Genomic DNA, 20,466 nt, shown 5'->3' with positions numbered 1-20,466 from the left:
GCTAAAGGAACCGACGAACACGCACCTGAGCGTGCGTGCGGGGGGATGACTCATGACGTCGACGCCGACGGGCGCCCGGCATAACTTCGACCCGTCAGAGACGACCCAGCTCCGCGTGCCGTCGCATCGGACGGGCGGCTTCCGCAGGATCAAGAAGAGCCTGCCGAGATACGACTACGAGCATTACAGCCGTCTCGCGGGACCCCTCACACAGCCGGATCCGAACAAGCCGTACAAGGTGCAGTACCGCTCGCTGCTGTCGCAGGAGCCGCACCGCCTGCGGGCCGCGCTCATGCTGGGCGCCGCGCCCCTGCTCTCGCTGATCCTGCTCGGCTGGCTGCTCCAGCCCGCGCACTGGACCGAACGCGACTATCCGGCCTATGACTTCCTGCCGGCGCTCGACATAGTCATGCTGGTCTCGATCGGTCTGATCGAGTTCTTCCGCTGCATGAACGTGCTGTCGAACGCGCACGCCACCCTGGTCGCCCGCGACCCCATCCCGGTGGTGCCCGAGACCGGCACGAGAGTCGCCTTCCTCACCTCCTTCGTGCCCGGCAAGGAGCCGCTGGAGATGGTGACGAAGACACTGGAAGCCGCGGTCAGGATCCGACACCGCGGCCTCATGCATGTCTGGCTCCTCGACGAGGGCGACGACCCCGCGGTGAAGACGGTCTGCGAGCGCCTCGGTGTGCACCACTTCACCCGCAAGGGCGTCGCGAAGTGGAACCAGGCCAAGGGCCCGCACCGCGCCAAGACCAAGCACGGCAACTACAACGCCTGGCTGGAAGCCCACGGCGACGAGTACGACTACTTCGCCTCGGTCGACACCGACCACGTGCCGCTGCCCAACTACCTGGAGCGGATGCTCGGCTTCTTCCGCGACCCGAACGTCGGCTTCGTGATCGGCCCCCAGGTCTACGGCAACTACGACAACCCGATCACCAAGGCCGCCGAGTCGCAGCAGTTCCTCTTCCACGCGCTGATCCAGCGGGCGGGAAACCGTTACGGCGCCCCGATGTTCGTGGGCACCTCCAACGCCGTACGCATCAAGGCGCTCAAGCAGATCGGCGGTCTGTACGACTCGATCACCGAGGACATGGCGACCGGCTTCGAGATGCACCGGCACAAGAACCCGGCGACGGGCAAGAAGTGGCGCTCGGTGTACACGCCGGACGTGCTCGCGGTCGGCGAGGGCCCGAACGCCTGGACGGACTTCTTCACCCAGCAGCTGCGCTGGTCGCGAGGGACGTACGAGACGATCCTCAAGCAGTACTGGAAGGGCTGGTACTCGCTGCCGCCGAGCAAGCTCTTCAACTACACAATGATGATCATCTTCTACCCGATGTCGGCCCTCAACTGGATCCTCGCGGCACTGAGTTGCGCGCTGTTCCTCGGCCTGGGCGCCTCGGGCGTGAACATCGACCCGACGGTCTGGCTGATGCTGTACGGCAACGCGTCCGCGCTGCAGATCGGCCTGTACATCTGGAACCGCCGCCACAACGTTTCCCCGCACGAGCCGGAGGGCTCGGGCGGCGTGGCGGGCATGGTGATGTCGGCGCTGTCGGCCCCCATCTACGCCCGCTCCCTGATGGACGCCGTGCTGCGCCGCAAGAGCAAGTTCGTGGTGACCCCCAAGGGCGATTCGGCCAGCCCCGACACGCTGTTCGGGACCTTCCGGATCCACCTGTTCTTCATCCTGGTCTTCGCCGCCTCGATCGCCGCGGGCTTCACGCTCGGGCACTCCCACCCCGCGATGATCATCTGGGCCTCGTTCGCCCTGCTGGTCACCGCGTCGCCGATCTTCGCCTGGCGCTGGGCGATGCGCCAGGCGAGGAAGAAGCCCGCGGCGCCGCCCGAGTCCGTCCCCGTTCCTCCGCAGGCCTCCGTGCCCCAGCAGGAGCAGCACGCGCCGCACGCGCCGCAGCACAAGCCCCGTTGGGCGGCGGCCGGGGGCAACGAACAGACCATGCAGATCACCCTTGGGGGAAGTAAGAAATGAAGGACGGTGCCCGCCGCCGCCGTGTCCGGCGCCTCGCGATAACGGGCGTGGTGGTGCTCGCGCTTGCCGGGATGAACGGGCCGTGGCTGTATCGCGTCGGCACGGAGAAGTACCACCAGTACACGATCAACAAGCCGGAGTACAAAGCGGCCAACGGCCACTGGGACATCGTCGATTTCCCCGAGGAATACCGGCTGAACACGATCCACGCGGCCCTGCTGCACACCGGCAAGGTCCTGCTGATCGCGGGCTCGGGCAACAACCAGGACAACTTCGACGCGAAGAAGTTCGACACGCGGATCTGGGACCCGGTCAAGGGGACCATCAAGAAGGTCCCGACGCCGAGCGACCTGTTCTGCACGGGGCATACACAGCTGTCCAACGGCAATCTGCTGATCGCGGGCGGCACGAAGCGCTACGAGAAGCTGAAGGGTGACGTCACCAAGGCCGGCGGCCTGATGATCATCCACAACGAGAACCCGGACGAGCCGATCACGCTGCCCGCGGGCACCAAGTTCACCGGCAAGTCGAACGGCAAGACGTTCGTGTCGAAGGACCCGGTGCTCGTCCCGCGCGCCAAGAAGGTCTTCGACAAGGCGACCGGCACGTTCCTGCGCAACGACCCCGGTCTCGGCCGTATCTACGTCGAGGCGCAGAAGAGCGGTCAGAAGTACGAGACGGGCACGCAGGACAACTACCGGGTCCAGGGCCTGACGGGCGCGGACGCGCGCAACACGTACGGCATCGCGCAGAAGCTCGCCCTCGACAAGAAGGACTTCCAGGGGATCCGGGACGCCTACGAGTTCGATCCGGTCGCCGAGAAGTACATCAAGGTCGACCCGATGAAGGAGGCCCGCTGGTACCCGACGCTGACCACCCTGTCGGACGGCAAGATCCTCTCACTGTCCGGCCTGGACGAGATAGGCCAGCTGGTCCCGGGCAAGAACGAGGTGTTCGACCCGAAGACCAGGAAGTGGACGTACACCAAGGGCATCCGGCAGTTCCCGACCTACCCGGCGATATCCCTGATGCAGAACGGCAAGCTGTTCTACTCGGGCTCGAACGCCGGTTACGGCCCCGACGACGTGGGCCGCGACCCCGGTGTCTGGGACCTGGACACCAACAAGTTCAGCAAGCTCAAGGGCCTGAGCGACCCGGCCCTGATGGAGACGTCCGGCACGGTGCTGCTGCCGCCCGCGCAGAACGAGAAGTACATGGTGATCGGCGGCGGCGGGGTCGGCGAGTCCAAGCTGTCCAGCAAGAAGACCCGGCTCATCGACCTGCTGGCGGACAAGGCGCGGTTCGTGGACGGGCCCGAGCTGGACAAGGGCACCCGCTACCCGCAGTCCTCGATCCTGCCCGACGACACCGTCCTGGTGTCCGGCGGCTCCGAGGACTACCGCGGACGCGGCGACTCCAACATCCTCGAGGCACGGATCTACCAGCCGAAGACCAACACCTTCGACCGGGTGGCCGACCCGCTGGTGGGCCGCAACTACCACTCGGGCTCGATCCTGCTGCCCGACGGCCGCGTGATGTTCTTCGGCTCCGACTCGCTCTACGCCGACAAGGCCAACACCAAGCCCGGCGTGTTCGAGCAGCGCATCGAGATCTACACCCCGCCGTACCTCTTCCGCGACGCGCGGCCCTCGCTCTCCGGCGGCCCGAAGACGATCGCCCGCGGCGCCTCGGCGACGTTCACCTCGGCGCACACCTCGAGTCTCAAGACGGCCCGGCTGATCCGGCCGAGCGCGTCCACCCACGTCACCGACGTCGACCAGAAGTCCATCGCGCTGGACTTCACGAAGACGAAGAACGGGATCACGGTGACGGTCCCGAAGAACCGCAATCTCGTCGGGTCCGGCTGGTACATGCTGTTCGTGACGGACGACCAGGGGACGCCGAGCAAGGCCCAGTGGGTCAGGGTGCCGTGATGCGTCGAGAGCGCCGTGATGCGTCGGGCGTTACGTGACTGGGGGCGCCCTCCGCTTCGAAGCGGAGGGCGCCCCCAGTCACATACGGGAAGCCGCTACCGGGACGCCTTCGCCAGCTTCAGCGCGTAGTCGGCCCACCATTCACCGGCCTTCGGCCCGCCCTTGCACTCGCCGTCCGACTCGCCGGGCCGCTTGACCCACAGGTAGGCGTCGACGAGCGGATCGGCGGTCTTGGTCGTCGGGGTCTCGCCCAGGGCGCGGCCCGGCGGGTTGCACCAGTTCTCGTCGGCCTTGCCGCCCGTGTACGGTCCGTTGCCGTTGCGGCTGGTGTCGATGACGAAGTGCTTGCCCCCGATCTTCGCGGACAGCTGCTTGCCGTACGCGATGGAGTCCTGCGTCGAGTAGAAGTTGGAGACGTTGACCGAGAAGCCGTCGGCCTGGTCGATGCCGGCCCACTTCAGCGGCTCGAAGATCTGGTCGGGGTGGCCCCAGCCCGCGTTGCCCGCGTCCACGTACACCTTGGTGTTCTTCAGGGCCTTCAACTTGGTGATGGCGCCCTTGATGAGGTCGTAGCGCTCCTCGTGGTACTGCTCCGGGGTGCACTGGTTGACCAGGTGCAGGATCGCGTCCGGTTCGAGTATCACCGTGGCGGGGCGGTCCTCGATGCCCTTGGCGACGCCGTCGATCCAGGCCCGGTAGGCGTTGCCGTCGGCCGCGCCGCCCTGCGAGAACTGGCCGCAGTCGCGGTGCGGGATGTTGTAAAGGACCAGGATGGCGGCGCGGTCGGCCTTCTCGGCGGCCTCGGTGAAGCCGCGCGCCTCCTGTTCGGGGTTCTCCGCGCCGATCCACTCGCCGGTCGGCTGCTGAGCGATCTTGCGGATCAGCTCGGCGTCGTCCTTCCGGCCCGCCTTCATATAGGTGGCGACCTGCTCGGCCGCGTTCCCCTCCGGATTGACCCAGAACGGGTCCGAATTCTTGGGCTGTTGTGTGACCTTGGACCCGGTACCGGGACCGTCGCCGTTGTCGCTGTCGCCCCCGGAGGAGAAACACCCCGCGAGCAGCAGTGTCGCCACCGCCACGGACGCCCGGGTCGCCGCCATAGTGGCGGAAAAGGTCACAGCCCCCCTCGTGCCGTACATCCAACTCCCCCTTGGGTGCACTGTCCTAAGTCTCAATCCTGACATACGTGTCGCGCGTCCCACGAGGTCGCCCGACCCTTGTCGGAGAGCTGTTACAGCCCTGGGGGATCGGAAGGATCGGGGTAGGGGACATGCACCTGGGCACCCGGGAAGCACAGCTGGCTGCGGCCCTGCTGGAGGCGTCGGACACCCTGTCCGACGGTTTCGGCGCCGAGCGGTATCTGCAGCGCCTGTCCGATCACTGCGTGGAGATCCTGGACGCGCGGGCCGCCGGGATCATGCTGATCGAGGGCGGCGAGGCGGTGTCGCTCGCGGTGAGCAGTCGCCAACAGGAGGCCGCGCTCGACCTGTTGGCCGTCCAGCAGCACGGCGGCCCCTGCCTCGACAGCTACGCCACCGGACGGCCCGTCCCGCCCGTCTCCGTCAGCGCCGCCCATGCCGCGTCCCGCTGGCCCGGCTTCACAAGGGCGGCGCTCCGCCACGACATCGCCGCGACCTTCGCGGTCCCGCTGCGCCGCCGCGAGACCCTGCTCGGCGCGCTCAACGTCTTCCTGCCCGAGCTCCCCGCGCCCGAGGACGACGGAAGCGTGCGCGTCGCCCAGCTCCTCGCCGACGCGGCGGCCGTCGGGCTGCAGAACCACCGGGTGTACGCGCAGTACCGGACGCTGGCCGAGCAGTTGCAGGTGGCCCTCTCCAGCCGCGTACGCGTCGAGCAGGCGAAGGGGATGCTCGCGGAGCGCTGGGACACGGGGGTCGACGAGGCGTTCATGGCGCTGCGCCGGTACGCGCGCCGGCACCGGCTGCCGCTGGACGAGGTCGCGACGAGGGTACTCGACGGCTCGGTGGACCGGGACGATCTGGGCGGCCATCTGCGGGAATGACAGAGAGCCACGAGTGGTCGACTTGGCGTGCATCACCCTCTAGGCCACGACGCCCATCCGTTCTAGAGTTGCCTCAAACGGCCCCAGCCCCCGGCCAGTTGCCTCCGCCCGCGCACTCCCGCGGAGCGGACCCCCAGACCTCCCGTGCCGGTCGCCGGGTTACTCCCGCAGCCCGTGCGCGCGCGGTTGAGGACCAGCCCGGTCGGCGGCTCCGGGGGGAGCGGGTCGTCGACCGGGCCCGGTGCGCTCCCCGTGAGCCTCACAGGCCGGTTCCCGTGCGCTACGCGGGCCTCACAGACCGGTTCCCGTGAGGTACGCCGACACGATCACGTTCGCCGTGTACGTGCGGCTCGCCACGTCGAAGGCGCCGCCGCAGGTGATGAGCCGCAGCTCGGCCCGCCCCGACTTCCGTACGCCGTACGCCTGTTGGGCGTCGAAGTTCTCGTGCGAGAGCACCTGGACGTCGTCCACGGTGAACTCGGCGACCGTACCGTCGTCGCGGATCACGCGGACGGTGTCGCCGCGCGTCGTCGAGCTGAGCTTGTAGAAGACCGCAGGCCGGGTCTCGGTGTCCACATGCCCCACGAACAGCGCGGTCCCGGCCGCCCCCGGCTTCGCCCCGGCGGCGTACCAGCCGACCACACCCGGCTGGTCGAACGGCGGCGGATCGATCGCGCCGTGCGCGTCGAGCCCGCGCGCCACGACGGGCGCCTGCACGCCCAGGGACGGGATGTCGACGCGCTGCGGCCGCGCGTTCCCGAGCGGCTTCAGCGCGGGCGGCAACCGCACCTCGGGCGGCCGTCCGACGGCCGCGATGTCCCCCGTGGTCGGCGCCGATATCCCCTGCCGTACGTCCGTCACCTCATGGCCCCACAGCCACAGCCCGAGCAGCAGCACCACCCAGGCGACACCGGTCATCAGGCGCCCGGAACCGGACGGGCGTTCGCGCTCGGCCATGTCACTCGCGGGAATCCCGGCCCCGGCGTGCGCTGCGCACCGCCACGGCCACGGCGGCCACGCCCGCGAGGACGAGGCCGATCACCGCCTGCAGGGTGCCTGGGCCGGTCGCCCGGGCATCCGCCGTGTCCGCGCCGTCCGCGGAGGCGAGGTGCGCGGTGCCGCCGCCGCCCGCGTGCACGGGCGCGACCGGCGAGGCGTTCCCGGACGCGTTCGCCTCGCCCTGCGGTACGACGACGATCGCGCCGTTGACCTTGCCGTCGGCGCCGTCGCAGCTGACCTTGACCTCGTACGTGCCGGGCGCGAGCGAGGTGGGCACGCGCGTCTCGCCGGTGAGCGCGCCGCCGCCCGGGCCCGTGAGCTGCGCGTCCGCGACGAAGGCGACCGAGTGCGCGGTGCCCGTCCGGCCCGTACAGCCGTTGGCCCGCAGTTGGATGTCGCTGCCGGGGGCGGGGGAGGCGGGCGACACGGATACGTCCGCGTCAGCCGCGTACGCCATCGGTGTGCACGCGGCCGCGACCACCGCCCCGGCACAGAGAGTGAGTCGCAATGAGCGCATCGTGAACCTCCAGATACTTGGAGGCTCCCCCCAGCGGGGCCTGCGCGCATCTCCAGAGGGGGTGCTACTGCTCCGTACGAGTACTGAATGGTTTATCCGCGTACTGAATGGTTCATCCGGGTGGAGAAGGTCCTCCTGGGGCACCTTCAGCAGCAAACCCTCAATGTGAGTACCACCGAGGCGGAAGACCCGGAACTGGCGAAGGCCAAGGAGACGCTGAGGCAGATCCAAGCGGACAAGGCCGAGGCCCGGCGGCTCCGCGCCGAGGATCTGTTGTCGCTGGCCGAGTTCGCACGGGAGATCAAGCGCCTTGAGGCGAAGGAAGAGCTCACCAGGGAGAGGGTCTCCGCCCTGTCCACGACGCCGGTGCGGGCAAGCTCCACTGCCATGCGCATCGTCCGCGATTGGGGGAACTACACCGTGGACATGAAGCGACAGGAAATCGAGCGAAGCATCGAAGCTGTAGTGATCAAACCAGCCGGCAAGGGAGGCTCGCAGCGAGGGATATTCCGACCCGAACTGATCGAGATCGTATGGAAGTGCTGACGTTGAACTCACCGGGGCGTTTCACGTGATCGCGGCGTCGCGACGAAGGCCCTGGTCCAGCCGACGGCCTTCACCCTGATGAATGAATACCATGGTCATCCCGTAGCCAGACAGGGCAGGAGTCCGCACCCATGACAGAGCGCAAGCCCATCGAATCGTGGCTCACCGACATGGACGGGGTGCTGATGCACGAGGGCGTCCCGGTGCCCGGCGCGGACGCTTTCATCAAAAAGCTCCGTGAGTCGGGTCGTCCGTTCCTGGTCCTCACGAACAACTCGATCTACACCGCGCGTGACCTCCACGCCCGGCTGAACCGGATCGGTCTCGACGTGCCGGCGGAGAACATCTGGACCTCTGCCCTGGCCACCGCCAGCTTCTTGGACAACCAGCATCCCGGCGGCACCGCCTACGTGATCGGCGAGGCCGGCCTGACCACAGCACTGCACGACGCCGGTTACGTGCTGACCGACTCCGCCCCCGATTTCGTGATCTTGGGTGAAACCCGGACGTATTCCTTCGAGGCTCTGACCAAGGCCATCCGATTGATCAACGACGGTGCCCGCTTCATCGCCACCAACCCGGACAACACCGGGCCCTCCGCAGAGGGCGTTCTCCCGGCGACCGGATCCGTCGCCGCGCTGATCACCAAGGCGACCGGCAAGGAGCCGTACTTCGTAGGCAAGCCGAATCCACTGATGATGCGGACCGGCCTGAACACCATCGGGGCGCATTCGGAGACCAGCGCCATGATCGGCGACCGGATGGACACGGACGTACTGGCCGGCCTGGAGGCCGGGATGGAGACCTTTCTCGTGCTCACCGGACTCACGACCAAAGCCGACGTCGATCGATACCCCTACCGGCCGACCAAGGTCGTGGATTCCATCGCGGATCTTGTCGACCTCGTTTGACCGCCACAGCACCACGGCCCGCTGCAGGAGCGGGCCGTGGTGCCTGTGAGGTTGAACATCAGCTGCCGGTGCGGTGGTCTTCCCGGACCCGGACGGCGAGCAGCGCCATCACCTCGCCGGGCTCGACGGTGAGGTCGAGCGAGTCGAGGACCGTGGTGTCGCCGTACGCGACGGACACGCGGTCGAAGCGGATGCCCATCATCCACCTCCGTTGAGGAGGGCGGGCAGTTCGGCGACCGACCCGAGCACAGACGTGGCCCCCGCCGCGCGCAGCGCCTCGTCCCCGTGCGCCCCGGTGAGCACCCCGGCCACGACCCCGGCCCCGGCCCGTACGCCGCTGAGCATGTCGTACGAGGTGTCGCCCACGACGGCGACCTGCCGTACGTCCTCCGCGGCCTTGGTCCGCAGGAACGCCTCCAGCACCATGTCGGGGTACGGCCGCCCGCGGCCCCCCGCGTCCGCCGGGCACAACGTGTGCGGCACGAGGTCACGCCAGCCCAGGGCGTCGAGGATGGCGTCCTGGGTGACCCGGGCGAACCCGGTGGTGAGCACCACCGTCCGGCCGCCGGCCGTGAGCTCCTCGATCGCCTCGCGGGCTCCGTCGACCGGGGCGATGTGCCCGCCGTCGACGAGTTCGCCGTATGCCTTCTCGAAGGCGGAGTTGGCCCGCTGGGCGCGCTGCTCGTCCCCGAACAGGTGCCGGAAGACGGAGATCTTGGACTCGCCCATGGTGGCCCGGACGTAGTCGAGCTTCTCGGCGTGGTCGGCGGATCCGGGCTCGACGCCCAGTTCCCCGGCGGCCGCGGCGAAGGCACGCTCGACGAGTCCGCCGTCGGCGACGGTGGTACCGGCCATGTCGAGCACGACAAGTCGTATGGGGGTCAACTCGCTCACCATCCCAGTTCGTCGGCGGTTGTCTCGGCGATGGCGGGCGAGCAGGTCATGCCGCGCCCGCCGGGCCCGGTGACCAGCCACACCCCGTCGCGCACGCGCTGCCGGTGCACGACCCGGCTCGGGTCCACGCACTGCGCGTACACGCCCGCCCAGCGGCGCCGGATCTTCGGCAGCGGCCGCCCGAGGAAGGACTCGACGACCTCGGTGAGGTGGTCGTAGGGGTCTTCGAGGGTGTCGAAGGCGAAGGGGTGCTCGTACTCGTGGGTGTCGCCGATGGTCAGCCCGCCGTCCGCGCGCTGCACCATGAGCAGCTGCATCCGGTGCGCGGCGGCGGTCGCGGACTGCGGCTGGTGCGCGTCGAGCGCGTCGAGGGCGGGGCTGCGGTATGCGGGGTAGTACCGGAAGCTGTCGGCGTCGGCGACGGATGTGGTGAGCGGTTCGCCCAGCGGATCGGTCTGCATCATCTGCAGCCGTACGCGCCGCACGGGCAGCTCGGGCCCCGCCAGCTCCCGTACGAGACCGCCGAGCCAGGCCCCCGTGCACAGGACGACGACGTCACCGGTGTGCACATCGCCATGATCGTCGCGCACGGCGCCCTCACCGACGACGTCACGCACTTCGCGCCCGGGCAGGAAGGTGTAGTTCGGGGACTTCAACAGCTCGGCACGGAGGGCGAGCTGGGCGGTGCGCGGCTCGACGGCCGCGTCGCGCTCGCAGTACAGGGCGGCGTCGAACGCGCCCCGCAGCGCCGGGTTCACCGCGCGCGCCTCGTCCGCCGTGAGCAGCTTGTAGCCGCGGGCGGCGGCGTCCGGGCGGGCCAGGGCGGCCTCGGTGACGGCGAGTTCGAGGGCTCCCCGGACGGGGGTCAGCGACCCGTTGGCCCGGAAGCCGACCGCGGGCACGCGGGCTCCGATCTCCTCCCACAGCTCCCGCGCCCGCAGGGCGGTTTCCAGCTCCTCTCCTCCCGCGCGACCACTCACCCAGATCTGCCCGAAGTTGCGCAGCGAGGCCCCGCGGGCCTCCGCCTCACGCTCGATCTGTACGACCTCGTGGCCGCGCTCCACTGCGTGCCAGGCATGCAGGGTGCCCACCACTCCGGCTCCGACAACTATCACTCTCACGACGGCAACGCTCCTTGGGACGGGGGAATCGGACGGGTCCGGACAGCAACCAGATGGTGAACTGCCCGTCACGTTTGGGCTAGACCCGTTATTCGCTCGTTATAAAAAGAGGCGGGCCGCGAAAAACGCACCCGCCCGGAGCCGGCCTCGGAAGTGAGCCCTGTATCAGCCGGGGAGGTGAGTGGTGAACGAGAAGCGATCCCCCCGGTAGAGGGTCCGCACCCGTTCCAGCGGACGCCCCTCCGCGTCCCGCGAGACCCGGTGGATCAGCAGCATCGGCAGGGCGGGCGGGGTCCCGATGAGCAGCGCCTCGCGCGGGGTCGCGAGGACGGTCTCGATGCGCTCGTCGGCGGAGCCGAAGGCCATGCCTCGCTCTCGGAGGTAGGCGTAGAAGGAAGAATCGGGGTTGAAGTCGCTGTCGAGGCCGGGCACGCGGGCCACGGCGACGTACGTGCTCTCCAGCCCGACCCGCTCGTCGTCCGCGAGCAGGACGCGCTCCATGTGCCAGACGGGTTCACCGCGCGTGAGCCCGGTCTCGGCGGCGAGCGCCTCCGGGCAGGGGAACCGGTCGAGCGAGACGAGCGTACGGCCGGGGGTGCGCCCCTGCCGCCGTACGCCCTCGGTGTAACTGGCGAGCGAGAGCGGCTGCTCCAGCTTGGGCCCGGCGACCACGGTCCCCCGCCCCTGCCGCCGCAGCTTCCCTTCGAGCAGCAGCTCGCGCAGCGCCTGGCGCACGGTCTCACGGGCGACGTCGTACTTCTCGGCGAGGTCCCGCTCGGTGGGCAGGAGCCCCCCTTCGCCCAACTCCTCGATCAGCAGGGCGATGTGCGCCTTCACCGCGTAGTACTTCGGGATACGGCCGTGCTCCGGGATGCCGGAGCGGACGGGGGCGCCGGGGGCTTGGTCGTTCGGGTAGTCCACGGGGGGATCGTCGCAGATGGGGTTTCCGCTACGGGTTCCAGGTGCCGGCGGCGACGCTGTCAGCGGGCACGGCGCGCCCGGCGGGCTCACCGTCAGCGGAGGCGGCGCGCCCGGCGGGCTCGCGGTCAGCGGAGGCGGCGTGCCCGGCGGGCTCACCGTCAGCGGAGGCGGCGCGTCCGACGGGCGGCCCTCAGCGGAGGCGGCGCGCCCGACGGGCCGACCCTCAGCGGAAGCGGCGCGTCCGGCGGACTACGGCGAACAGGGCGGCGCCGGTGACGAAGAGCGCGAGGGCGGCTGTGACGCCGAGCGGGGGCGGGGTGCCGGGGCCCGTGCTGGCCAACTGGTCGGGGGCCGAGTCCTTGTCCCTGCCGCCACGGCCGCCGTCCGCACGCGCTTCCTGGCCACTCCCCTCGTCCCCTTTGCTCTTCTCACTCTCCTCGTTCTCTTCGCCGTCTACGTCCTCTACGTCCTCGATACGGAACCGGTAGTCGTTTGACTGCCCCACCCAGTCGCCGTCGTCCTTGTGCCGCTGCACGACGGCCGCGTTCGCGACCACGTCGTTCGGCGCGACGGCGTCGGAGGTCACGGCGAGCCGCACCTTCACGGTGAGCGTCCGCCCGGCCTCCACGGTGAACCCCGGGAACCCGTCGTCGAACGCGCCCACGTTCTCGGTCTGGTCGCTCGTCTCGAACGTCACCGGATGCGGCCGCTCCCCCTCGTAGAACTCCAGCCGCGCCTGCTCCGGCCGCAACACCCGCTTCTCGTCCACGAGCACGACGATCGGGTGAATCGCACCGCAGGCGTGCGCCGTGGTGTTGGTGAGGTCGATGTACCAGGTCCGGAAGTCATCGCCGGTGTCGTAGGCGGCGGGGCCACCGTGGATCCGGGTCTCGATGGGGAAGTCCTGGTTGTCGGGGGCGGCGCAGGCGGGGCTGGGGCTGGGGCTGGTGGGGACGGTGAGCGCGTGGGCGGGGGGTGGTGTGAGGACGGCGGCGGTCACGGCGAGAGGGAGGGGGAGGAACGTACGCAGTCGCATGAGGGGCCTTGCCGATCGAGGGCGGTCGAGGGCGATCGAGGACGGTGGTAATCGGGATCGGGACCGGAAGCGTCAGGCGCTATTGGGCAACGGCGCTTGTGACGCTGCCACGCCCTGGCGACGACGTACGGCCGCCACGCCCGCCGTACGCCCCGTTCAGCCCTGGAGTTCCTCATTCTTAGCCCGTCCGGAGATTCTCAACCCGTTCGGCGTTTGAGGACGAGCGCGAAGCGCGACAGCGGGGGTCTGGGGGCGGCAGCCCCCAGGTACGGGACGGGCAGGGGCGGAGGGGGCGAAAAACCCTCGCCAGCCGAACCCCGCTTCAGCCCTCACCCCGCCCGAACAACGGCGCCAACAACAACTGGGCGGCCCCCTCCGCAACCCCCCGAGCCCCGCCGGGAGCGACCCGCACCGGCACCACCGACGCCACCCCTTCCCGAAGGGCCCGCTCCTCCAGCACCGCGCCGACCCCCCGGACAAACGCCTCCTGATGGGCCGCCACCGTCCGCCCACCCAACAGCACAAGATCGATATCCAGCAGCCCCACCAGATTCGCCGCGCCCGCGCCCAGCACCCGCGCCGCCTCCTCCACGGCCCCCCGCCCCACCGCATCCAGACACAGCACCTCGATGCACCCCCGGTTCCCGCACCCGCACACCGGCCCGTCCAGCTGGATGACCTGATGCCCGAACTCCCCCGCCCCGGTCCGGGCCCCCCGATGCACGCCCCCACCGATCACGAGCCCGGCCCCCAGCCCCGTACCGAGGTGCAGATACGCGAAGGACCCTCCGACAGCCCCGGCCGAGCCGGCCGAGGCCGACCCGGCGGAGCCGCCGCCCCCCACCGCCACCCCCAGCGCGGCCGCATTCGTGTCCTTGTCCACCACCACCGGCACCCCGAGCCGCCCCGCCAGCGCGTCCCGCAGCGGAAACCCGTCCCACTCGGGAAACCCGGTGACCCGGTGCAACACCCCCCGCGCGTGATCAAGAGGCCCCGGCAGCGCGACCCCCACCCCGAGCACGGACGCCACCCCCGCGGTCAGGGACTCCACCTCCCCGACGGCCCCTTCCACCACCGCCTCGGCCCCGGCCCCCAGCCCGAGCCGCGCACTCCGCTCGGCGACCACGGCCCCCGTGAGATCGCAGAGGACCGCCGTCAGCTCGTCCCGGTCGAGGTGGAGGCCGACCGCGTGACCGGCCTCGGGGACGAGGCGGAGCACCGTACGGGGCTTGCCGCCCGTGGAGGCGCGGCGTCCCGCCTCCGCCGCGAGGCCGTCGGCGCGCAGCCGGGCGGTGATCTTGCTGACGGCCTGCGGGGTCAGCCCGGTGCGCTCGGCGAGTTCGAGCCGGCTGATGCCGGACGGCCCGGCCGTGCGCAGCAGATCGAGCACAAGGGCGGCGTTGTGGCTGCGCAGGGCGAGCAGGTTCACACCGGCGCCCGGCGCGACACCTCCGGCGGTTCCCCTGACCGCAGGGGTTCCCCCGACGGCTCCGGCACTTCCCCTGGCCGCGGCGGCACTCCCGGAGATGCCGCCTGAAGCACCTCCGGAGATGCCGCCGGAGCCACCTCCGGAGATCCCCCCAGTCATCCCGGCCCCGCCCGCACTGGTCCTGTTCACGTACGCCATTGTCCCCCGCGCTTGCACTTTGGCAACAGCGTTGCGAAAGTAGGACTCATGACTGGTACTCCCCTCCGTGTGGGCCTCGTCGGCTACGGCCTCGCGGGCTCCGTCTTCCACGCCCCGCTGATCGCCGCGACCGAGGGGCTGACCCTCGACACGGTCGTCACGTCCAGCCCGGAGCGGCAGGAGCAGGCCCGCGCCGAGTTCGGCGACGGCCTCCGGGTCGCCGCGACGCCCGACGAGCTGCTGGCGCGCGCCGACGAGCTGGACCTGATCGTCATCGCCTCCCCGAACAAGACCCACGTCCCGATCGCGACGGCCGCCCTCAAGGCGGGCCTCCCGGTCGTGGTCGACAAGCCCCTCGCCGGTACGGCGGCGGAGGCCCGCGAGCTGGCCGCCCTGGCCGACGAACGCGGCCTTCTCCTCTCCGTCTTCCAGAACCGCCGCTGGGACAACGATTTCCTGACCCTCCGCAAGCTCCTCGACGAGGGCGAGCTCGGCGACGCCTACCGCTTCGAGTCCCGCTTCGAGCGCTGGCGCCCGCAGCTCAAGGGCGGCTGGCGCGAGTCCGGCGACCCGGCAGAGGTCGGAGGTCTGCTGTACGACCTCGGCAGCCATGTCGTCGACCAGGCGCTCGTCCTCTTCGGCCCCGCGACCTCGGTGTACGCCGAGTCGGACATCCGCCGCCCGGGCGCGCAGACCGACGACGACACCTTCATCGCGATCACGCACGAGAACGGGGTCCGCTCCCACCTCTACGTCTCCGCGACGACCGCCCAACTCGGTCCGCGCTTGCGGGTCCTGGGCTCGCGGGCCGGTTACGTGAAGTACGGCCTCGACCCGCAGGAGGCCGACCTGCGCGAGGGCAAGCGCCCCGGCACGACGGCCGAGTGGGGCGTCGAGCCCGAGTCCCTGTGGGGCCGCGTCGGCTCTGGCGAGTCCCCGCTCACGGGCGGCGGTCGCCCCGAGCCCACGCTCCCGGGCGCGTACCCCGCGTACTACGCGGCCGTCGCCGCCGCCCTCCGCGACGGCGGCCCGAACCCGGTCACCGCGCTCGAGGCCGCGGCCGCCCTCGACGTCCTGGAGGCGGCCCGCCGCTCCGTCCACGAGGGAATGGTGGTGTCCCTGTGAACGCGCCGGAGATCGCCGAACTGGAGGAGCAGGAGCGCCGTCTGACGCTCCCTCACTTCACGCACGACGACGCCTGGGCCCTCGGCACGCTCCTCGTCGAGCTCGCCCGCGAGCGCCGCGCCCCCGTCGCGATCGACATCCGCCGCGGCGGCCAGCAGCTCTTCCACGCGGCGCTGCCCGGCTCGACCCCGGACAACGACGCCTGGATCGACCGCAAGCGCCGCGTCGTGGAGCGCTACGGCTGCTCCTCGCTCCTGGTCGGCTCCCGCTTCCGCGCCAAGGGCACGACGTTCGAGGACTCCTCGCGCCTCGACCCCGACGCCTACGCGGCGCACGGCGGCGCGTTCCCGATCGCCGTCGATGGCGCGGGCGTCATCGGCACGGTGGTGGTGTCCGGCCTGCCGCAGGTGGAGGACCACGCGATGGTGGTGGAGGCGCTGGAGCGCTTCCTGGCCGATTGACTTGCTCCTCGGGCTGAAGCCCGAGGATTCTGGCCTTCTCGTCCGTTGCTGTGCCGCTACGCGGCACAGGGTTCGGGCGGGAATCCGTGGCTTCCTGTTTCTTCGCGCTGTGCCGGGACGAGTCCTGGTCTTACCGGCGCTCCGCAGGCTGTCACCGCCCGTCCGGCGGCCGTTTTGACGTTCTTCGCGGCATTGTGGTCCCGGTCGTGGACGGTGCCGCAGGCGGTGCAGGTCCATTCCCGGACGTTCAGGGGCTTGGGGCCGTCTTTGATACCGCAGGCCGAGCAGGTCTGGGAGGTCGGCTCGAACCGGCCGATCTTGACCAGGGTCCGCCCGTACCGGGCCGCCTTGTACTCCAGCATGTTCACGAACGCCGACCATCCGGCGTCATGGACACTCCTGGCCAGCCTGGTGCGCGCGAGTCCTTGGACCGCCAGGTCCTCCACGCCGATCGCTTGGTTGTCGCGGATCAGCTGAGTGGAGAGCTGGTGGTGAAACTCGCGGCGGGCATCGGCCACCTTCGCGTGGGCGCGGGCGACCTTCAGACGGGCCTTCTCCCGGTTCTTCGATCCCTTCTGCTTGCGGGACAGCTCCCGCTGGGCCTTCTTCAGTTTCTTCTCCGCCCGGCGCAGAAACCGAGGAGAGTCGATCTTCGTCCCGTCGGAGAGGACGGCGAAGTGGGTCAGGCCCAGGTCGATGCCGACCGTCTGGTCGGTGCCGGGCATCCGGGCGGCGTCCGCGCCCGGGTCGGTGTCAACGACGAACGAGGCGAAGTACCGTCCGGCCGCGTCCTTGACCACGGTGACCGAGGAGGGCCGCGCGGGCAAGGTCCTCGACCACTTCACCTTCACCGCGCCGATCTTCGGGAGGTTCAGCCTCCCGGAACCAGTGATCGACCAGCGGGCATTGGCCGTGAAGCGGATCGACTGACGGCTGTCCTTGCGGGACTTGAAGCGGGGCGCACCGGTCTTCGCGCCCTTACGCTCGCCCTTGAGGGAGGCGAAGAAGTTCTTGTAGGCGGTCTCCGCGTCGCGCAGGGACTGCTGGAGGACGACCGCGGAGACCTCGCCCAGCCAGGACCGCTCGGGTGTCTGCTTGGCCTGGGTGATCAGCTTCTGGGACAGCACACCCGCCGTGGGGAAGGGTTCGCCCGCCCCGCGGGCGTCCTCGCGGGCGCGCACGGCATCGTTGTACACGACGCGGGCGCACCCGAACGCCCTGGCCAGCGCGAGGCGTTGGCCAGGTTCCGGGTACAGCCTGAAGGCGTACCGAAGCTGCATGCGGTGATCGTACGAACGAGCGCCGCCCGCTACCAGAGGGAACGTATGAACGGTCGGTACTCCCTTGAAACCAGGCAGGACAGAGCGGGCCGAACGGGGGAGGCGTTGCCCGGCCTCTCCGGATCGGACCCCGTGACGCTCCGCGCCGGCCGTGGTGGCGCCTGCGCTCTCATGCTCCGCAGGACAGCACCCGTGACGCTCCGCGCCACAGTCACAGATTCGCTTCACCACCGGCCTGAAGGCCGATGCACTGCGAATGAATCCCGGTAGCACCGACGGGTCAGGCGGGACTAGGCGGGATTAACGGGAGGTTCCCTCCGGTTGAGGGTGTCGTACCAGACGGCGATCATGGAACGACATCCGCCCGGAGGGACCCGAACCCATGAGCACCGCCCTGAAGGAAGCAGTCGGCCGGTACGGCATCTGGAGCGTCGGACTCCGCTCGGAGGAGCCGGCCCGGCGCACCGACATCGCCGAGGCCGCCGCCGAGCTCGAGGACCTCGGCTACGGCGCCGTCTGGCTGGGCGGCAACAGCGCCGCCCCGAACGCCGTGCCCCTGCTCGAAGCCACCTCACGCCTGGCCGTCGGCACCAGCATCCAGAGCATCTGGCAGTACGACGCCGACGCGAGCGCGGCGGCCTTCGCCGAGGTGGAGTCGGCCCACCCCGGCCGCTTCGTGCTCGGCCTCGGGGTGAGCCACGCCAAGCGCGAGAGCCAGTACCGCCGCCCGTACTCGGCCCTGGTCGCCTACCTGGACGCGCTGGACGCGGCCGGAGTCCCCGCCGGGCGACGGGTCCTGGGGGCGCAGGGCCCGAAGACCCTGGAGCTGTCCCGTGACCGGGCGGCGGGCGCGATCCCCTACCTCGTCACCCCCGAGCACACCGCCCGGGCCCGCGAGATCCTGGGCGAAGCCCCGTTGCTGGCACCGGAGTTCAAGGTCATCCTCGAGACCGACCCGACCCGCGCCCGCGCCCTGGCCCGCGAGGCCCTCGCCTTCTACCTCACCCTCCCCAACTACACCAACAGCTTCCTGCGCCTCGGCTTCACCGAGGAGGACCTGGACGCCGGCGGCAGCGACCGCCTGATCGATGCGCTGTACGCGTGGGGCGGCGAGGACCGGATCCGTGACCGGATCAATGCCTTCTTCGAGGCGGGCGCGGACCATGTGGCTATCCAGGTGGTGGACGGCGGAGACAGGGACGACCTGCCGCGCGAAGCGTGGCGCCGGCTCGCGTCACTGCTGACGTGACCGGCGCGAGACGTGACGCCGGCTCGCGTCACTGCCGACGTGACCGGTCCGCCCTCCCGGCGGACCACTCACGCGTCCTTGAGCTCCTGCCGCTGCCGCCCCAGCCCCTCGACTTCCAGCTCGACAACATCCCCGGCCTTCAAGTACGGCTTCGGCTCGGGCTGCCCGAGCGCGACCCCCGCCGGCGTACCGGTGTTGATGACGTCACCGGGGTACAGGGTCATGAACTGGCTGACGTACCGCACGACTTCCGCGACCGGGAAGATCTGCTCGGCGGTCGTGCCGTCCTGCTTCAGCTCGCCGTTGACCCAGAGCCTGAGGGCGAGGTTCTGCGGGTCGGGCACCTCGTCGGCGGTCACCAGCCACGGCCCCAAGGGGTTGAACGTCTCGCAGTTCTTGCCCTTGTCCCAGGTGCCGCCGCGCTCGATCTGGAACTCCCGCTCGGAGACGTCGTGCGCCACCGCGTACCCGGCGACGTGCGCGAGCGCCTCCGCGTGGGACTCCAGGTAGCGGGCCGTACGGCCGATGACGACCGCCAGCTCCACCTCCCAGTCGGTCTTTACCGACCCGCGCGGCACGAGCACCGTGTCGTTCGGCCCGACCACGGTGTCCGCCGCCTTGAAGAAGATCACCGGCTCTGCGGGCGGCTCGGCGCCGGTCTCGCGGGCGTGGTCGTGGTAGTTCAGCCCGATGCACACGACCTTGCCGATGCGGGCGAGCGGCGGCCCGACGCGCAGCCCGGCCGCGTCCAGCGCGGGCAGCTCGCCACCCTCGGCGGCGGAACGGATCCGGCCGAGCGCCGCGTCGTCGGCGAGCACTGCCCCGTCGATGTCCGGGACAATGCCCGACAGATCCCGGAGCGTCCCCTCGGCGTCGAGCAGCGCGGGCCGCTCCGCCCCCGCCGTACCGACTCGCAGCAGCTTCATGATCAGAACTCCCTCGATCGCGGGCGGTCGACCGCTGGATACGGCCGGAGTGCGGCCGGCGCGCAGCCATCGGAGGACTGGTCGATCCTCCAAGCGCGGCGTCCAGTCCGCAAGACCCTGTTCACGGACTGGACCGGTAGCCCTCGTTCAGGAGGCCTGCACGGGTCCGGGGTGCACGGGTCCGGGGTGCACGGGTCCGGGGTGCACGGGTCCGGGGTGCACGGGTCCGGGGCAGAGCAGGGCCAGCTCCACCACGCTCCACGTCGCGTGGGCAGGCTGCCCCATAAGGTGGCTGATCATGGACTCCACCGCCCAGTACCAACGCGGCAGCGAGCTGTTGCGTCAAGGCCGCCGCGAGGAAGCGAAGCGATGGCTCGTACCGCTGGCCGAGGCCGGGCATCCGGAGGCGGTGCGCGAACTCGCCTGGACGGCGAGCGGCCTCGCGTACACGGACCCCGGCTACGAGGCGGAGGCCGAGCACTGGCTCCGCCGCGAGGCCGAGGTACGGCGGGACCCCGACTGGCTGGTCACGCTGGCACAGGAGATGCGCCGCTGGGCCTCGGGACGAGTGGCCGAGGCCGAGGACCTAGTGGCCGGGATGGCACGCTCGGGCAGCGCACGGGCCGCCGGCCAACTGGGCTACTGGAGACGGCGGGACGGCGCCCTGGAAGCCGCCATGGACTGGTACCGCCTCGCGATCGAGCTGGGCCACCGCTTCGCCTGGCGGGACCTCGGCTGGTGTCTGGTGGCACTCGGCCGCCACGCGGAAGCGGAGGCGCTGTACCGCTCGCACGCCGAAGCGGGCGATGTGGTCGCCCAGCACGAACTCACGGTGCTGCTGCACGCCCGGGGAAGGGGACCGGCGCCGAGGCGGCCCCAGCTCTAGTCTTCACTCGGGTA

The 20,466-nt window shown here is 70.4% G+C and carries 20 protein-coding genes and 1 pseudogene; 9 read left to right on the top strand and 12 right to left on the bottom strand.

The window, feature by feature from the left end:
* The first annotated feature begins 52 nt into the window (after positions 1-52).
* Entirely contained in the window at positions 53-1,999 is a 1,947-nt protein-coding gene (locus tag C4B68_RS25435) for a glycosyltransferase family 2 protein (protein WP_099499475.1), read from the top strand.
* The gene (gene glxA, locus C4B68_RS25430) at positions 1,996-3,933 is read left to right on the top strand and encodes a radical copper oxidase GlxA (protein WP_099499476.1); all 1,938 of its coding nucleotides are present in this window, start codon (positions 1,996-1,998) and stop codon (positions 3,931-3,933) included. The genes C4B68_RS25435 and glxA overlap by 4 nt, the downstream gene beginning before the upstream one ends.
* Before the next feature lie 95 nt (positions 3,934-4,028).
* Here glxA and C4B68_RS25425 read toward each other — a convergent pair whose 3' ends face one another.
* A complete protein-coding gene (locus tag C4B68_RS25425) occupies positions 4,029-5,072 on the bottom strand; it encodes a glycoside hydrolase family 6 protein (protein ID WP_099499477.1) in 1,044 nt (347 codons plus the stop codon).
* A gap of 131 nt (positions 5,073-5,203) precedes the next feature.
* Between C4B68_RS25425 and C4B68_RS25420 the strand changes: the two genes are divergently transcribed.
* Complete coding sequence (locus C4B68_RS25420; RefSeq protein WP_099499478.1) at positions 5,204-5,953, top strand: GAF and ANTAR domain-containing protein; 750 nt, start codon at positions 5,204-5,206, stop codon at positions 5,951-5,953.
* 291 nt (positions 5,954-6,244) lie between these two features.
* Here C4B68_RS25420 and C4B68_RS25415 read toward each other — a convergent pair whose 3' ends face one another.
* Together C4B68_RS25415 and C4B68_RS25410 are read right to left on the bottom strand one after the other, a co-directional pair.
* Positions 6,245-6,910 (bottom strand): class F sortase, encoded by a 666-nt coding sequence (locus C4B68_RS25415; RefSeq protein ID WP_099499479.1) that lies wholly within the window; start codon positions 6,908-6,910, stop codon positions 6,245-6,247.
* A gap of 1 nt (position 6,911) precedes the next feature.
* The gene (locus C4B68_RS25410; protein ID WP_099499480.1) at positions 6,912-7,469 is read right to left on the bottom strand and encodes a hypothetical protein; all 558 of its coding nucleotides are present in this window, start codon (positions 7,467-7,469) and stop codon (positions 6,912-6,914) included.
* Positions 7,470-7,556: 87 nt separating this feature from the next.
* Between C4B68_RS25410 and C4B68_RS25405 the strand changes: the two genes are divergently transcribed.
* Together C4B68_RS25405 and C4B68_RS25400 are read left to right on the top strand one after the other, a co-directional pair.
* A complete protein-coding gene (locus C4B68_RS25405) occupies positions 7,557-8,015 on the top strand; it encodes a hypothetical protein (RefSeq protein WP_143674257.1) in 459 nt (152 codons plus the stop codon).
* Between the two features lie 131 nt (positions 8,016-8,146).
* Positions 8,147-8,926, top strand: coding sequence for an HAD-IIA family hydrolase (locus C4B68_RS25400; protein ID WP_099499482.1), 780 nt, complete (start codon positions 8,147-8,149; stop codon positions 8,924-8,926).
* A 69-nt stretch (positions 8,927-8,995) separates the two neighbouring features.
* Here C4B68_RS25400 and C4B68_RS25395 read toward each other — a convergent pair.
* The 6 genes and pseudogenes from C4B68_RS25395 to C4B68_RS25365 form a co-directional block, all read right to left on the bottom strand.
* A pseudogene (locus tag C4B68_RS25395) lies at positions 8,996-9,125 on the bottom strand (2-aminoethylphosphonate ABC transport system ATP-binding subunit PhnT); the annotation flags it as partial.
* Positions 9,125-9,823 carry a phosphonatase-like hydrolase gene (locus C4B68_RS25390; protein ID WP_099499483.1) on the bottom strand — a complete coding sequence of 233 codons (699 nt, stop codon included), beginning with the start codon at positions 9,821-9,823 and terminating at the stop codon, positions 9,125-9,127. The pseudogene C4B68_RS25395 and the gene C4B68_RS25390, both read right to left, overlap by 1 nt.
* Entirely contained in the window at positions 9,817-10,941 is a 1,125-nt protein-coding gene (locus C4B68_RS25385) for a TIGR03364 family FAD-dependent oxidoreductase (protein WP_099499484.1), read from the bottom strand. Before C4B68_RS25385 ends, C4B68_RS25390 begins: the two co-directional genes overlap by 7 nt.
* A 165-nt stretch (positions 10,942-11,106) precedes the next feature.
* Entirely contained in the window at positions 11,107-11,862 is a 756-nt protein-coding gene (locus tag C4B68_RS25380; RefSeq protein ID WP_099499485.1) for a GntR family transcriptional regulator, read from the bottom strand.
* 223 nt (positions 11,863-12,085) lie between these two features.
* Positions 12,086-12,898, bottom strand: coding sequence for a hypothetical protein (locus C4B68_RS25370; RefSeq protein WP_099499486.1), 813 nt, complete (start codon positions 12,896-12,898; stop codon positions 12,086-12,088).
* 322 nt (positions 12,899-13,220) lie between these two features.
* The gene (locus C4B68_RS25365) at positions 13,221-14,516 is read right to left on the bottom strand and encodes an ROK family transcriptional regulator (RefSeq protein ID WP_240634465.1); all 1,296 of its coding nucleotides are present in this window, start codon (positions 14,514-14,516) and stop codon (positions 13,221-13,223) included.
* Between the two features lie 57 nt (positions 14,517-14,573).
* On the opposite strand from C4B68_RS25365, the gene C4B68_RS25360 reads away from it, so the two are divergent.
* Complete coding sequence (locus C4B68_RS25360; protein WP_099499487.1) at positions 14,574-15,650, top strand: Gfo/Idh/MocA family oxidoreductase; 1,077 nt, start codon at positions 14,574-14,576, stop codon at positions 15,648-15,650.
* Entirely contained in the window at positions 15,647-16,111 is a 465-nt protein-coding gene (locus tag C4B68_RS25355; protein ID WP_104880013.1) for a heme-degrading domain-containing protein, read from the top strand. The genes C4B68_RS25360 and C4B68_RS25355 overlap by 4 nt, the downstream gene beginning before the upstream one ends.
* A 56-nt stretch (positions 16,112-16,167) precedes the next feature.
* Here the strand turns inward: C4B68_RS25355 and C4B68_RS25350 are convergent, their stop codons facing one another.
* Entirely contained in the window at positions 16,168-17,391 is a 1,224-nt protein-coding gene (locus C4B68_RS25350) for an RNA-guided endonuclease InsQ/TnpB family protein (protein ID WP_104880012.1), read from the bottom strand.
* A gap of 382 nt (positions 17,392-17,773) precedes the next feature.
* Here C4B68_RS25350 and C4B68_RS25345 point away from each other — a divergent pair, with 382 nt between their 5' ends.
* The gene (locus tag C4B68_RS25345; RefSeq protein ID WP_099505333.1) at positions 17,774-18,640 is read left to right on the top strand and encodes an LLM class F420-dependent oxidoreductase; all 867 of its coding nucleotides are present in this window, start codon (positions 17,774-17,776) and stop codon (positions 18,638-18,640) included.
* A gap of 68 nt (positions 18,641-18,708) precedes the next feature.
* Here C4B68_RS25345 and C4B68_RS25340 read toward each other — a convergent pair whose 3' ends face one another.
* Positions 18,709-19,566 (bottom strand): fumarylacetoacetate hydrolase family protein, encoded by an 858-nt coding sequence (locus C4B68_RS25340; RefSeq protein WP_099505332.1) that lies wholly within the window; start codon positions 19,564-19,566, stop codon positions 18,709-18,711.
* A gap of 147 nt (positions 19,567-19,713) precedes the next feature.
* The gene (locus C4B68_RS42065; protein WP_167459162.1) at positions 19,714-19,866 is read right to left on the bottom strand and encodes a hypothetical protein; all 153 of its coding nucleotides are present in this window, start codon (positions 19,864-19,866) and stop codon (positions 19,714-19,716) included.
* Here C4B68_RS42065 and C4B68_RS25330 point away from each other — a divergent pair.
* Complete coding sequence (locus tag C4B68_RS25330; protein ID WP_099505331.1) at positions 19,865-20,452, top strand: tetratricopeptide repeat protein; 588 nt, start codon at positions 19,865-19,867, stop codon at positions 20,450-20,452. The genes C4B68_RS42065 and C4B68_RS25330 overlap by 2 nt on opposite strands.
* Positions 20,453-20,466 lie beyond the last annotated feature (14 nt).

This window comes from Streptomyces dengpaensis, from assembly GCF_002946835.1.
Classification (GTDB): domain Bacteria; phylum Actinomycetota; class Actinomycetes; order Streptomycetales; family Streptomycetaceae; genus Streptomyces; species Streptomyces dengpaensis.
Note: the sequence above shows the minus strand (reverse complement) of the source record. Positions and strands in the feature narration are given on the sequence as shown.